Source organism: Gilvimarinus xylanilyticus (assembly GCF_024195295.1).
Taxonomy (GTDB): Bacteria; Pseudomonadota; Gammaproteobacteria; order Pseudomonadales; family Cellvibrionaceae; genus Gilvimarinus; species Gilvimarinus xylanilyticus.
This window is the reverse complement of the sequence record NZ_JAMFTH010000001.1, coordinates 1,548,237-1,561,806: the sequence shown is the minus strand read 5'-3', so window position 1 is coordinate 1,561,806 and position 13,570 is coordinate 1,548,237. Positions and strand designations below refer to the sequence as shown.

The 13,570-nt window shown below is 54.6% G+C and carries 12 protein-coding genes; 9 read left to right on the top strand and 3 right to left on the bottom strand.

What is annotated here, in order from left to right:
* Position 1: 1 nt before the first annotated feature.
* Genes M6D89_RS06785 through M6D89_RS06775 form a run of 3 tightly spaced genes read right to left on the bottom strand, consistent with a single transcriptional unit; the run spans position 2 to position 3,384 of the window.
* Complete coding sequence (locus M6D89_RS06785) at positions 2-907, bottom strand: histone deacetylase family protein (protein ID WP_253967264.1); 906 nt, start codon at positions 905-907, stop codon at positions 2-4.
* A 30-nt stretch (positions 908-937) separates the two neighbouring features.
* The gene (gene greB / locus M6D89_RS06780) at positions 938-1,438 is read right to left on the bottom strand and encodes a transcription elongation factor GreB (RefSeq protein ID WP_253967263.1); all 501 of its coding nucleotides are present in this window, start codon (positions 1,436-1,438) and stop codon (positions 938-940) included.
* Entirely contained in the window at positions 1,438-3,384 is a 1,947-nt protein-coding gene (locus tag M6D89_RS06775; protein WP_253967262.1) for a S9 family peptidase, read from the bottom strand. The genes greB and M6D89_RS06775 overlap by 1 nt, the downstream gene beginning before the upstream one ends.
* Positions 3,385-3,489: 105 nt before the next feature.
* Here M6D89_RS06775 and tilS point away from each other — a divergent pair, with 105 nt between their 5' ends.
* The 9 genes from tilS (at position 3,490) to M6D89_RS06730 (ending at position 13,508) form a co-directional block, all read left to right on the top strand.
* Positions 3,490-4,869, top strand: a complete 1,380-nt coding sequence (gene tilS / locus M6D89_RS06770) for a tRNA lysidine(34) synthetase TilS (RefSeq protein ID WP_253967261.1) — start codon at positions 3,490-3,492, stop codon at positions 4,867-4,869.
* A 165-nt stretch (positions 4,870-5,034) separates the two neighbouring features.
* Complete coding sequence (locus M6D89_RS06765; protein ID WP_253967260.1) at positions 5,035-6,657, top strand: CTP synthase; 1,623 nt, start codon at positions 5,035-5,037, stop codon at positions 6,655-6,657.
* A gap of 56 nt (positions 6,658-6,713) precedes the next feature.
* Positions 6,714-7,565 (top strand): 3-deoxy-8-phosphooctulonate synthase, encoded by an 852-nt coding sequence (kdsA, locus tag M6D89_RS06760; RefSeq protein ID WP_253967259.1) that lies wholly within the window; start codon positions 6,714-6,716, stop codon positions 7,563-7,565.
* Positions 7,566-7,601: 36 nt separating this feature from the next.
* Positions 7,602-8,891, top strand: coding sequence for a phosphopyruvate hydratase (eno, locus tag M6D89_RS06755; protein WP_253967258.1), 1,290 nt, complete (start codon positions 7,602-7,604; stop codon positions 8,889-8,891).
* 842 nt (positions 8,892-9,733) lie between these two features.
* Positions 9,734-10,762: a hypothetical protein gene (locus M6D89_RS06750; RefSeq protein WP_253967257.1), complete on the top strand. Its 1,029-nt coding sequence runs from the start codon at positions 9,734-9,736 to the stop codon at positions 10,760-10,762.
* Positions 10,763-11,115: 353 nt separating this feature from the next.
* A complete protein-coding gene (locus M6D89_RS06745; protein WP_253967256.1) occupies positions 11,116-12,012 on the top strand; it encodes an alpha/beta fold hydrolase in 897 nt (298 codons plus the stop codon).
* Between the two features lie 75 nt (positions 12,013-12,087).
* Entirely contained in the window at positions 12,088-12,513 is a 426-nt protein-coding gene (locus M6D89_RS06740) for a DUF3010 family protein (RefSeq protein ID WP_253967255.1), read from the top strand.
* A 12-nt stretch (positions 12,514-12,525) separates the two neighbouring features.
* A complete protein-coding gene (locus tag M6D89_RS06735) occupies positions 12,526-12,744 on the top strand; it encodes a VF530 family protein (RefSeq protein WP_253967254.1) in 219 nt (72 codons plus the stop codon).
* A 62-nt stretch (positions 12,745-12,806) separates the two neighbouring features.
* On the top strand, positions 12,807-13,508 hold the full coding sequence (locus tag M6D89_RS06730) for a pseudouridine synthase (protein WP_253967253.1): 702 nt from the start codon (positions 12,807-12,809) through the stop codon (positions 13,506-13,508).
* Positions 13,509-13,570: the final 62 nt, after the last annotated feature.

Sequence of the window (13,570 nt, the reverse complement as noted above, 5' to 3'; positions counted from 1 at the left end):
GCTAAGTCCACAGCTGGTGCGCTTGTTTTACAACCCAGGCGTGCCGCTTGGCCAAAGCTTTGCGGTTATCGTCATACCCACCGCCAATAACGGTGGCAGTGGGTATATTGCGGGCCCGACAAATGCTGAGCACTAAGTGATCACGCTCGGCGATACCTGCCTCGCTGACGTTAAGTAATCCGAGCGGGTCGTCACAGAAAATATCAACTCCGGCATCGTATAAAATAAGTTCGGGTTGTTCTTTGTTAATCGCCTCTGTCAGAGTTTTTTCAACCGCCGCTAAATAATCGTTATCGGTAATGCCGGGTGGTAGGGCGACATCAATATCGCTAATCGCCTTGCGTGCGGGAAAGTTTTTGTCGCAATGAATCGAGCAGGTAACCGCGCGGGGCTCATTGGCTAATATACTCGCGGTGCCGTCCCCTTGGTGAACATCGCAATCGAAAATCAGCAGCTTTTTCACTTTACCCTGGGCGAGCAACGTGCGCGCGGTAACCGCCAAATCGTTAATAATGCAAAAGCCCGAGGCAAAATCGTAATGAGCATGGTGGGTGCCGCCGGCAAGATGACAAGCAATGCCGTAACTTAGGGCAAGGTGGGCGCTAAGCAAGGTACCGTTAGGTGAAATCAGGGTGCGTTTACGCAAGCCTTCACTCCAGGGCAGGCCCATGCGCCTTACCTCACTGGTTGATTGTTCGTTGCGGCAAAAACGCTCGATGTATTCGGGGCAGTGCGCGCCATAAAGCACGGCTTTACTCGCGGTGCCGGGGCGAAAGGTATTGTTAGGGGTTAGTATGCCTTGTTCGTTCAGGTAGGCGCTGAGCAAGCCGAACTTTTCCATGGGAAAGCGGTGACGGCCGGGGAACGCGAATGAATAGGCGGGGTGGGTTACCAGTGGAATTGTCATTACTTAATGGGGCGCACGATTGAGGTTGCCTTAGGCTTCATAATCAATCGCACTGATGTAATAAACCTTTTCGCCCTCTTCGTTGCGCAGTACCACCTCGTCGTCCAGCTGCTTTTTGAGCATGGCGCGCGCGAGCGGTGAGTCCATGCTGATTTTTCCCTCGCTCACATTAAACTCATCCGGCCCCACAATGCGGTAGCGAGTTTCCACGCCGTCTTCGTCCTCCAGGGTTACCCAGGCGCCAAAAAACACCCGGTCGCGATCATCGGGCAGGCGATCGACAATGGTAAGCGCCTCGAGCCGTTTGGTTAAAAACCTCACCCGCGAATCAATTTCGCGCAGGCGTTTTTTGCCGTAAATATAATCGCCGTTTTCCGAACGATCGCCGTTTTTCGCCGCCTCGTGCACTACGTCGGTGACCTTGGGGCGCTCGACTTTCCACAGCTGACGCACCTCGGCACGCAGCTTTTCGGCGCCCTCGGGGGTAATGTAGGCCGAGCCTTTGGGGCGCGGCGGACGCCAGCGTCCCATTACGCCTGCTCCAGCTTGAGTTGTTCTTGGTAAAAGGCCAGCTCTTCGCGCGCGGCGGTTTGAATAGCCTCGGCGCTGCGAAAACCGTGGCCCTGATCGGCAAAAGTAATGTAGCGGTTGGCGATACCCTTGGCCGACAGCGCCTCTACCATGGCCTCGGCCTGTTCGGGCGGCACGACCTTATCCTTTAAACCCTGTAAAAAAATCACCGGGCAATTCAATTGCTCGATATGGTGAATGGGCGAGCGCGCCTCGTAGGTGGCTTTAGCCTCGGGGTAGGGGCCGACCAGGGTGTCCAGGTAGCGCGACTCAAATTTGTGGGTGTGCTCGGCAAGCGCGGTCAAATCGCCAATACCGTACAGGCTGGCGCCCACCGAAAAGGTGTCGGTAAAGGTCAGTGCCGCCAGCACGGTGTAGCCACCCGCGCTGGAGCCGCGAATAATCAGCTTGTCGGGGTCAACCGCGCCTTGCTCCACCAGATACTGCGCCCCCTTGGCAACGTCTTCTACATCGGTAACGCCCCACTGGCCTTTTAGCCGGTCGCGGTAGGGGCGGCCGTAGCCGGTACTGCCGCGATAGTTGACATCCAACACGGCAAAGCCCCGCGAGGTCCAGAACTGCAGCTTTTCGTTCAGCGAGCTGCCGGTGGCACCGGTGGGTCCGCCGTGGCTGATTACAATTAGGGGCGGCTTGGCATTCTCGGGGCCGCGGTAGTGGGCGTTGCTGGGGCCGTAGTAAAAGCCGTGGCACACCTCGCCATCGCCCACCGGGTAGCTGATGGTCTCGGGCTTGGCCAGGTCATCGCTGTCGAAGTGTTGGTTTTTAGAGCGGCGCAACTGCTGCATGGGCGGGGCTGCTTTGTGGCCAATTGACTGGCTAAGCAGGTGAAACAAGGTGGTGGCGCGCTCGGCATTGGCGCCCAAAAATAAAACGTTTTCGTCGTTGGCCTGAATGCTGGCGATATCGCTCAGGGGGCTGGCCAGGGCGCTAAACTGATAGCCGCGCGAGGTCTTTTTGCGGGTGATTAAACCCAGTGACCAGAGCCCGCCCTCGCAAAAGCAGCAGATGATTTTATCGTCGCTTAAAAAGTCGTAGGTGGACATGCCAAACACCCACTGCGGGGTGGCAAACTCGGCCTCGCGTCGCACGACACATTCGTGATTGCCGCTATCAAAACGGTACAAATTCCACCAGCCGCTGCAATCGCTTACGTAATATAGCTCCCCTGTCGGGCTCCAGCGGGGTTGGAAGACGGATTCATTGACGCCCCCGGCAATGACTTTGGCTTCACCGAGTGCGCCGCGTTTATCGACGGGGGCAAGAGTAAGCTCGGTGCCATCCCAGGGCATATTGGGGTGGTTCCAGCTCAACCACAGCAGCTCGTCGCCCGAGGGTGACAGACGCGGGTTGCTGTAAAAGTCGGCGCCTTCCACCAGTATCTCTGCTTCGCCCGGCTCCTTGATATCGAAGGCCACCAGGGCGGCCTTTTCTTCGCCTTCACCGCTGTGATCTTCGCGCACCGCAATCAGGCGCTGGCGGCGCTCGTCAAAGCAAAAGTCGGCGTAGCGGTAGGGCCCCTCGGGGGAAATCGCTACCGGGGTAAGCGAGTGGCCTTGGCGCAGGGGAATTTTATACAGCCGCTCGTCTTCATCAAACACCGCAAATACAGCGTCCTCGCAGGCCAGGTAAGCACCGCCGCCGTACTCGTGGGCGCGGGTGCGCACGCTAATGCTGGCGTCCAGCAATTCGCGTGGGTCTTTGCCCAGCTCCTGACGCATTAGTACGCTGCGCCCGCCCTCGTCGGGGCGCGACTCCAACCAATAGGCAACCTTGCCCACCAGCTGCGGAGCGTCCAGACGCAGGGCACTGGTGGTAAGGGCTTCGGGCGTAATGGGGGAGTCCCAGGTACCAAAAGGGGCGATTTGCTTGGCGTTTTTTCCAGTCATAAATTCACAAACAATGGTTTACTTCGGGGCTTTGAACACTACCCATTGTCATCTTTATTCGCAAGGGCTGTTGCCCGGGGTGGGGCGCTGGGGTTAAATGCGCTCATGAATCTGTCGGTATCCGAACATCTTTCTCAGGCGCTTGCCCACCACCCGGCGCGCCGCTGGCTAGTGGCCTACAGCGGCGGGCTGGACTCCAGTGTGCTTTTGCATGCGCTGGTGATTTGCCAGCCGAAGGCGACCATTGAGGCGGTGCATGTCAATCATGGTTTGTCGCCCCATGCCGATGCCTGGCAGGAGCATTGTCAGCGCGAATGCCAGACGCTCGGGGTAAAGCTGCACACTGTTAAGGTTGAGGTAGACGGGGATGCCAATATTGAAGAGCGCGCCCGCCGCGTGCGCTACCAGGCCATGGCCGATTTAATGCAACCGGGAGATTACCTGCTGCTGGCTCAGCATCGGCAGGACCAGGCCGAGACTCTGTTGTACCGTTTGATGCGCGGAGCGGGGGTAAAAGGCCTGGCCGCCATGGCCCCCGAGCGGGGGCTGGGGGGCGGGCAGTTGCTGCGTCCCTTGCTGGACGTTGATCGTTCTCGGTTGCTGGCCTATGCCCAAAGCCATCATCTGAGTTGGATAACCGACGAGTCGAATCTTGACGAGCACTTTGATCGCAACTATCTGCGACACCAGGTGTTACCCGTATTGCAAACCCGCTGGCCCGCCGCCAGCCAAACCCTGGCGCGCAGCGCTGAACACTGCCGCGAGGCGCAACAGCTGTTGGAAGATTTGGCCCGCCTGGATGGCGAGCTGCTGGACGAGCGGGGCGAGGCGTTGGGCTATAGCATTTGTTTAACAGAGCTGGCGCGATTGCCCGAGCGGCGCCGGAATAACTGGCTGAGATACTGGCTTCAACAGCGTTTCGGGGTTGTACCTGGCCATCAGGCGCTGGCGGATATACACCAGCAATTGCTGAGCCCTGGGGGAGCAACACCGCAGGCCCGGGTAGATATTGCCCAAGTACAGCTGCGCCGCCATGGATCGCGTTTGTACGCGCTTGCCTCGGCCTTGCAGTGGACGCCCCAGCCGAATCAGAGCGCCCTTGAGTGGTTGGATAAGACCCGGCCGCTGAGCCTGCCGGGCGGCGATCGGCTGCAGCTAACCCCCGCCGCGACAGGGCAGGTGGGGCTGTCACTAGACTGCCTTAAACAGCCGTTGCAAGTGCGTTGGCGTCAGGGCGGTGAGCGTTGCCGTCCCCAGGGGCGCGCGCACTCGCAAACGCTTAAAAAGCTGTTGCAGGAGTATCAGGCACCCGCCTGGCTGCGATCGCGTGTGCCCTTGCTCTATGTGGGAGGCGAGTTGGCGGCGGTGGGAAATATGTGGGTGAACCATCCTTTCGCGGCTTGTGGCGCCGATGCTCTGGCGCTTAATTGGCTGCAGCAGGCCGTCGAAGAGCCTCGGGCCCGGCTTCAAAATCGCAACTTCTGATTGAGCAGAAGGGGGCTTTCTGGTATTCTGGCGCCCCATCTGAAAGCACTTCTTGAGCCAAGGACCCGGTCTGCCTACGACCGCTATTGGTTGTCGATGTGCACCGAGTGGGCCCGCGCTCATTCTCCCCAATTTCTCTTAACGCTAAGCTCTACAAGGCTATACATGACGCGCTATATATTCGTTACCGGTGGTGTTGTTTCGTCGCTGGGCAAGGGCATTGCTTCTGCCTCACTGGCTGCTATTTTGGAATCCCGCGGTGTTGCGGTCACCATTATGAAGCTGGACCCCTACATCAACGTGGACCCGGGCACCATGAGCCCCTTCCAGCACGGCGAGGTGTTTGTCACCCAGGATGGCGCCGAAACCGATCTGGACTTGGGCCACTACGAGCGGTTTATTCGCAACCGCATGACCCGCCGCAATAACTTTACCACCGGCCGGGTGTACGAAACCGTGCTGCGCAAAGAGCGTCGCGGCGACTACTTAGGCGGCACCGTGCAGGTAATTCCCCATATCACCGATGAAATTAAGCGCCGCATTCTTGAGGGCGGGCGCGATGTCGACGTCGCCTTGGTAGAAATTGGCGGCACAGTGGGCGACATTGAGTCCCAGCCATTTTTGGAGGCTGTGCGTCAGCTTAAAGTCGAACTGGGCCCCCAGCACGCCATGCTGGTGCACCTGACACTGGTGCCCTACATCGCCACCGCCGGCGAGACCAAAACCAAACCGACCCAGCACTCGGTTAAAGAGTTGCGCTCCATTGGCCTGCAGCCCGAGGTGCTTTTGTGCCGCTCGGAAGTGGCCATTGACGAAGACTCGCGCCGCAAAATTGCGCTGTTTACCAATGTGCCGGAAAAGGCCGTGGTACCTGTGCCCGATGCCAACACCATTTACGCTATTCCGCGCCTGCTGCACGAGTATGGTCTGGACCAGATTGTGGTGGATTATCTGAATCTGGAATGCGGCCCCGCCGATTTGTCCGAGTGGGACGCGGTAGTCGATGGCAAGCTCAACCCCGAGCACGAAATTACCATCGCTATGGTGGGCAAGTACATGGACTTGCTGGATGCCTATAAGTCGCTGAACGAGGCGTTAATCCACGCCGGTATTCACACCCGCACCAAGGTCAATATGGAATATGTCGACGCCGAACGCATTGAGCACGAAGGCGTACAAATTCTGCAAAACGCCGATGCTATTCTGGTGCCCGGCGGCTTCGGTAATCGCGGTGTCGAGGGCAAGCTAGAAGCGGTGCGCTACGCCCGCGAAAACAAAGTGCCGTATTTAGGTATTTGCCTGGGCATGCAGTCGGTGGTGATTGAATTCGCCCGCAACGTACTGGGTTTAAAAGAAGCCAACAGCACCGAGTTTGATCGTCACAGCAAAGACCCGGTGATTGGCTTGATTACCGAATGGGTCACTGCCGACGGTGATGTGGAAACCCGCGATGAAAAGTCCGATTTGGGCGGCACCATGCGCCTGGGGGCGCAAGAATGTCGCTTGGTGAAGGATTCCAAAGCGCGTGATATTTACGGTCAGGACGTGATTGTCGAGCGTCACCGTCACCGCTACGAGGTGAACAACAACTATGTTGATCAGCTGCAAAAAGGCGGTTTGAAAATTGGTGGTTGGTCCAGCGACGACACCTTAGTCGAGGTGGTAGAAATTGAAGATCACCCCTGGTTTGTGGCCTGTCAGTTTCACCCCGAGTTTACCTCGACCCCCCGCGACGGCCACCCACTGTTTACCAGTTTTGTGAGTGCTGCCTTAAAAAATCGCACTTAATTCTACAATGCCCGGTACGCCGGGCATTTTCGTGACAGCGACAAGTGAGTCTATTTGTGAGTAATAAAACCGTAAGCGTGGGCGGCATCGACATTGCCAACAATCGCCCCTTTGTATTGTTTGGCGGCATGAATGTGCTTGAGTCGCGCGATTTGGCCATGAAAACTGCCGAAGCCTACAAAGACGTGACCGACAAACTGAATATTCCCTATGTATTCAAAGCGTCCTTCGATAAGGCCAACCGCTCTTCCATTCACTCGTTTCGCGGCCCGGGTATGGAAGAGGGCTTAAAGATCTTTCAGGAGATCAAAGACACTTTTAAGGTTCCGGTTATTACCGACGTGCACGAAACCTTTCAGTGCGCACCCGTGGCCGAGGTGGCTGATATTATTCAGCTGCCCGCGTTTTTAGCGCGCCAGACCGATCTGGTTGAAGCCATGGCCAAAACCGACAGCGTTATTAATATCAAAAAGCCGCAGTTTTTAAGCCCCGGGCAGATGAAAAATATCTGCGAAAAGTTCCGCGAATGCGGTAACGACAAGCTGATTCTGTGCGATCGCGGTAGCAATTTTGGTTACGACAATTTAGTCGTGGATATGTTGGGCTTTTCCACTATGCGCGACGTAAGTGGTGGCGCACCGGTTATTTTTGATGTCACCCACTCGCTGCAGTGCCGCGATCCCATGGGCGCCGCCTCGGGCGGGCGTCGTCACCAGGTAGCAGAATTAGGCCGCGCCGGCATGGCGGTAGGCTTGGCAGGGTTGTTTCTGGAAGCCCACCCAGACCCTGATAACGCAAAGTGCGACGGACCCAGCGCACTGCCTTTAGACAAGTTAGAGCCCTTTTTAACCCAAATGAAAGCAATTGATGACACAGTAAAAGGCTTACCGCCTTTACACATTGATTGATTATTTTTTTGAACGACAACTGGAGCACATAGATCGATGAGCAAAATTGCCGATATTAAAGCCTTTGAAGTACTGGACAGCCGTGGTAACCCCACCGTTAGCGCCGAAGTAATTCTGGAATCCGGTGCGGTAGGCTCTGCCTGCGCCCCCTCAGGTGCCTCTACCGGTTCGCGCGAAGCTCTTGAGCTGCGCGACGGCGACAAATCCCGCTACCTGGGCAAAGGTGTGCTGAAAGCCGTTGCTAACATCAACGACACCATTAAGCCTTTGCTGGTAGGTAAAGACGCCGCCGATCAGCGCGCGCTGGATAACGCCATGTTGGAAGCCGACGGCACCGACAACAAATCCAAGCTGGGCGCTAACGCCATTCTGGCCGTGTCACTGGCCGCTGCCAAAGCCGCTGCCGCCGACAAAAACATTCCCCTGTACCAGCACATTGCCGAAATCAACGGCACCGCTGGCAACTACACCATGCCCGTTCCCATGATGAACATCCTGAACGGCGGTGAGCATGCCGACAACAACGTCGACATTCAGGAGTTTATGGTTCAGCCGGTAGGCGCCAAATCTTTCTCTGAAGCGCTGCGTGTAGGCGCCGAGATTTTCCACGCCCTGAAAAAAGTGCTGAACGAAAAAGGCCTGAACACCGCCGTAGGTGACGAAGGTGGTTTTGCCCCCAACCTGCCATCTAACGAAGAAGCATTGGCCGTTATCGGTACCGCTGTTGCCAACGCCGGCTACAAGCTGGGCGAAGACGTAACCCTGGCGCTGGATTGTGCTGCCTCTGAGTTTTACAAAGACGGCGAGTACAACCTGTCGGGCGAAGGTAAAACCTTTAACGCCGAAGGCTTCAGCGATTACCTGGCCGAGCTGACCAACAAATACCCCATCATCTCTATTGAAGATGGCCTGGACGAAAGCGACTGGGACGGCTGGGCTTACCAGACCAAAATCCTGGGCGATAAAATCCAGCTGGTGGGCGATGACTTGTTCGTGACCAACACCAAAATCTTGAAAGAAGGCATCGACAAGAACATTGCCAACTCTATCTTGATTAAGTTCAACCAAATCGGCTCGCTGTCTGAAACCCTGGATGCCATCAAGATGGCCCAAGACGCCGGTTACACCGCGGTTATCTCGCACCGCTCTGGCGAAACCGAAGACACTACCATCGCTGACTTGGCTGTTGCCACTGCCGCCGGTCAAATCAAAACCGGTTCTCTGTGTCGTTCAGACCGTGTATCCAAGTACAACCGTCTGCTGCGCATTGAAGCCGAGTTGGAAGGTAAGGCGCCTTATAAAGGCCGTGCGGAATTTAAAGCGTAAGTGTTTTAACGCGACTATCGCTTTAAGTTTTGGGTGTGCGCCTTGGGCGCGTGCCCTTTGAGAAAGCCCCGTACTGGTGATAGTGCGGGGCTTTTTTGGCTTTGGGGTCAAGCTCTGTTTGGGGCGGAATGGATTATGGAGCTTTTTTAGGATTGTCATGCCGGGCCTGAGCCGGTATCTAGAGTGAGCAGGTCCGCCGGAGGCGGAAGCTTTTTATATGCCCGAGTCGCCGGGCGGGCGAGTCACTTTTCTGTTGTTTGGGCAACAGAAAACTAACGAAAAGGCAGCTCCTGCGCATCCCTGCGCCCGCTGCATTCGTGAATCCCTTCACATCAACAGCCCACCCCGGCGAATGGCCCTTCGGGTGCCCTCACTTAGGTCTATTTTTGAGGGCCGTATCGACGCGCCGTCCCTGGCGCGGCGATACTTGCGCACGCGTCCTGCGTGCTTACCCACAAAAATAGACCTTCGCTCGGCTCATTCGCAGGGGCCCCAAAAGCGGTGCTTCGTAGCGGTTTTTGGGTTGTTTTTTGATGGTATTTGAGAACAGACTTTCGCCATTAAAGTGCCGGTGCTCAGAGGGTACTCTTGAGTTACAGTTGCTGCTTATTTTCTTGATATTTCACTAGTTATTAGAGGTTGCATCGTGAGATAAAAAGGCTTAAGTTGAACTATCAACCAACACTAGTCGCACTTTTCCCGGACATGGAACTGTCAGAATATGTCTATTTCACCTCTGTTTTTCAACGGCTTCCATATCCAACATCATCCAGTATCTGTTGGGGATAGGACGACAGGCGAAAGTGCGACTTGGTCGCATGAATGGCTGTTAGGCGCTTAGAGTGAAAATCGACGTAACGGTTTACGCCGTGCTTCCGTATCTCTGGCTGACGCAAGACGAGCGTCGTCTTCAAGTTGCTGCTTGTAAGGAAATAGCCACGCACTCAGCTTCTCTTATCCCTCAGGATTATTACGGCGCTGTAAGGAGCTTCCATGCCAAAACTGGACCGGAAATTGGTTCTTTCCCGCGGTTAGAGTCTGTTTGGCGAGAAAAGCTGCCAATTCCTTACAGAGTGGTCGAATTCGCCGCAGAATTTGAAATTGATCTTAGCGAGGTCCAGCTAACTTCATCAGATCCTGATGCCCCTCCAGTAACGCTTGAGATGAAAGAGTCATGCGCCCAATACGAAGCGCGAAATCATATCGAATCATTCGTTCGCGATTTGGTGGTTGCATTGAATATATCCAAGCCCGGTTCGCTGCATATCTCCAAAACCGTCGCGCTGGTTAATGAACTACCACCGAGCGAAGGACGGGGCATGGTCACGTCTGTTGGTGATGCGTTGGCATTAGCCCAGGAACTTGGGTGGCCGCTAGTCAATGAGCTTGAATTAACGACTGTTTGGAACTGGATATCGTGCGTTTCAGCGTCAAAGAGCGACGGTGCAAGACGGCTACGCAGAGCGCTTTGTTGCTTCACTCATCTCTTAAATGACGTTGCTCGCGGTGAAAATACTTTAGGTTTGGTGTGGGCTCTTACGGCGCTTGAGGCGATATACGGCGAAGGGAATATTTCTGCAAAAGCTCAGATTCTGAAAAAGAGCGAATCACTGCTTGGGCCTAGAGTTGAGCATAAGAAGAAATTCTCCTGGATGTATGATTTCCGATCACGTCTGCTTCACGGTGATGTCGATATCAGTCCGTCATACTCGTCAAATTGGCTGGGTAATGAAGGAAAGTTCGACGAAGATGGATACAGTTGTCAGCTATTAGCCGTGTCGGTGTTGGTGGCAACATTTCAGGAGCTATGCAAAAGGGAGGCATCGGGTGTCCAATTCAAGCAAGAGCCATGTTTTGAAACACGCGCCTAACAAATCGCTGCAGCTGACGTTTGACCCGCCAGCCGCTTTTGCTATCGCAAAAGCACCTGCCGCCTCAAACGCAGCTGAGCTCAGGCGTTCAGCAACCGATATTGCCGCACCATCGTACGAATATTTTCTGAATGAGTTGTTTGAGGGCGAATTGTAAATTGAATCGTTTACTAAGCATGACTTATATAAATGTTCCTGCCGTGGGGCTTGATTCTTTGGGGTGGCGGTTACGTCGATTTGCCATTTATGTGGGGCTGTTTGGTCTGCTATCGGCTTGCGATTCCAATTCGCCACACCAAAAGGCGAGTGAATCTTTCGCTACAGAGGTAAATTACGAACAATCCAGAGAGCTTGTGGCGCAAGCGACCGAGTCATTAACGACCGAGCAGCTGTATAACCGTGCACTCACCTTATGGGGCGAAGATTATCAAGAGCTTCAGGTGCCCACGTCTTACGGGGCGGCGCAGGTGGTGGTTTCCGGGCCCGAGGATGGGTATCCGGTGGTGTTGTTGCATGGGATGAATACCAACTCGACCATGTGGTACCCCAATGCTTCCGAGCTTGCGCGAGATTATCGCGTTTACGCGGTGGATTACATTTTGGGGCATGGTAAATCCAAGCCCAAAGAGGGGCTGGATGAGTTAGAGCCGGTATTAAAATGGTACGGCGAGGTATTTACGGCGCTTAAGCTTGAGCGGTTTGCGCTGGTGGGGGCATCGCAAGGAGGTTGGTTTGCGACGCAAATTGCGCTGCGAGAGCCCAACCGGGTAAGTCATTTGGTGTTGCTGAGCCCGGCGCAGACTTTTGGCTGGGTTATGCCCGGCGCTGATGTTCTTAAGAACCTGGCCTTTGCTTTAGACCCCGAGGAAAGTGAGGTAAAAGAAACGCTGCAAACCATGTCCACCAATGTCGATAAAATCGACCCCTTGTATATTGATCAGTTTTACCGCTATTCCGTGGAGAATCAATCAGTTCCGGAATTGCTAACCGAGATGCAGCCCTTTGAGGATAAGCGCCTAGCCGAACTGACCATGCCCATGCTGGTACTGATTGGTGAGCAGGATATTATTAATTCCCCCGAGAGTCTTGAGCGGGCGCGAGAGGTGTTACCCTGTGTGAGAGCGGCTGTTGTCGCCAATGCTGGCCACTTTGTGAACGTGGATGCCGCCCGTAGCGTTAATCAGCGCATGTTGAGCTTTTTAGAAACAGAGCAGGGCGACGAGGGCGCTTGCCCTTTGTCGGAGAATTAACCGAGTTCGCTTGATCACACATCGAGCCCAAGGGGTATATAATGGCGCCGAATTTACGGGAGATAGGGTACCCTAATGAGAATTTGTGGCGTTGAATTAACCGGCAATGATGCCGTTGTGTGTCTGCTGGAGTTAGAGGCAGGGCAGTTTACGATACCCGAGTGCCGGGTTCGCAAGTTAAGCGTGCCTAAGGGCCACAGCCGAGACGATTTACAGAAGTTTCAGACCACCTTTGCCAAGCTGATGGAGGATTACCAGGTCGGCAAGGTGGTTATTCGCGAGCGGATGACCAAGGGTAAGTTTGCCGGTGGGGCGGTCAGCTTTAAGCTGGAGGCGGCGATTCAGCTGCTGGATGCACTTGAAGTAAACCTGATGTCGCCGGGCGAGATTAAGCAGGTGGTGGCGGAAAACCCCTTAGCCATTCCGTTCTCCGAGACCGGACTTAAAGTATTTCAAGAGTCGGCGTTTATGGTGGCTTATGCCTCGCATATGTCAGCCTAACGAGTATTCGCTATGAGTCAGGCGCAGCCCAATAATCCCCTGCACGGCATTACCTTGCAGACTATTCTCACCCAGCTGGTTGATCACTACGGCTGGGGTGGTTTGTCTGAGCGAATTAACGTTAACTGCTTTAAAAACGACCCATCGATAAAGTCTTCGCTTAAGTTTTTGCGCAAAACGCCCTGGGCCCGGGAGAAGGTTGAGCAGTTATACCTTTCCACTTTTGCCTGATCTGGCCCCTGTCCGAATGCGGCGGGCGTTGAAACTGATGTTCGGCCGCCCATAAATCGCTTATGAAATCTACCTCTCATCGTCTGGATCGCTTTATCAGTCAGCGTAGCGTGCATTCGCGCTCGGATGTTCGGTTGTTGCTGGCGCAAAAAAGGATATGGGTGGATGATGCGGTAGCGGATTCTATCAGTCAGCGGGTCACGCAGTTTTCCCATGTGGTGTTAGATGGTGTTTGTCTAAACGATAAGCAGCCTGTTTACTTGATGTTGAACAAACCCAAGGGTGTTGCCAGTGCCACTTGGGATGATCAACACCGGACCGTGATGGATTTTATTGACCACCCGCAAAAAACCGATTTTCATATCGTCGGGCGGCTGGATTTTAACACCACGGGGCTGATGTTACTGACCAATGACGGCGCTTGGTCTCGTCGTATTAGCCTGCCGCAAACGAAGCTCTCTAAAACCTACAAAGTCACGCTCGCGGAGCCGTTAACCGAGCAGTATGTTGCTGCATTTAAGGCGGGTATTTATTTTGCTTATGAAGATATTACCACCCAGCCCGCTCACTTAGAGATATTAACCGATTACACTGCAAGGCTTACCTTGGTCGAGGGAAAGTACCATCAGGTAAAGCGCATGTTTGGATTTTTCGACAATCAGGTGTTGGCATTGCATCGCGATAGCGTAGGCCCATTCAAGTTAGACAAGCTGGTTCCGGGTGAGTGGCGTGCACTTAAAAAAGAAGAAGCGACGCTTGTCTGATGCGGTGCGTATTTAAATTGGTGTTTTTGTTTTTAGCATATTCCCGATAAGTCTTAAGTGTT

Excerpts from the sequence above, each read along its gene's own strand:
- M6D89_RS06785 (WP_253967264.1), bottom strand. The coding sequence starts at position 907 with ATGACAATTCCACTGGTAACCCACCCCGCCTATTCATTCGCGTTCCCC.
- greB (WP_253967263.1), bottom strand. The coding sequence starts at position 1,438 with ATGGGACGCTGGCGTCCGCCGCGCCCCAAAGGCTCGGCCTACATTACC.
- M6D89_RS06775 (WP_253967262.1), bottom strand. The coding sequence starts at position 3,384 with ATGACTGGAAAAAACGCCAAGCAAATCGCCCCTTTTGGTACCTGGGAC.
- tilS (WP_253967261.1), top strand. The coding sequence starts at position 3,490 with ATGAATCTGTCGGTATCCGAACATCTTTCTCAGGCGCTTGCCCACCAC.
- M6D89_RS06765 (WP_253967260.1), top strand. The coding sequence starts at position 5,035 with ATGACGCGCTATATATTCGTTACCGGTGGTGTTGTTTCGTCGCTGGGC.
- eno (WP_253967258.1), top strand. The coding sequence starts at position 7,602 with ATGAGCAAAATTGCCGATATTAAAGCCTTTGAAGTACTGGACAGCCGT.
- M6D89_RS06740 (WP_253967255.1), top strand. The coding sequence starts at position 12,088 with ATGAGAATTTGTGGCGTTGAATTAACCGGCAATGATGCCGTTGTGTGT.
- M6D89_RS06735 (WP_253967254.1), top strand. The coding sequence starts at position 12,526 with ATGAGTCAGGCGCAGCCCAATAATCCCCTGCACGGCATTACCTTGCAG.
- M6D89_RS06730 (WP_253967253.1), top strand. The coding sequence starts at position 12,807 with ATGAAATCTACCTCTCATCGTCTGGATCGCTTTATCAGTCAGCGTAGC.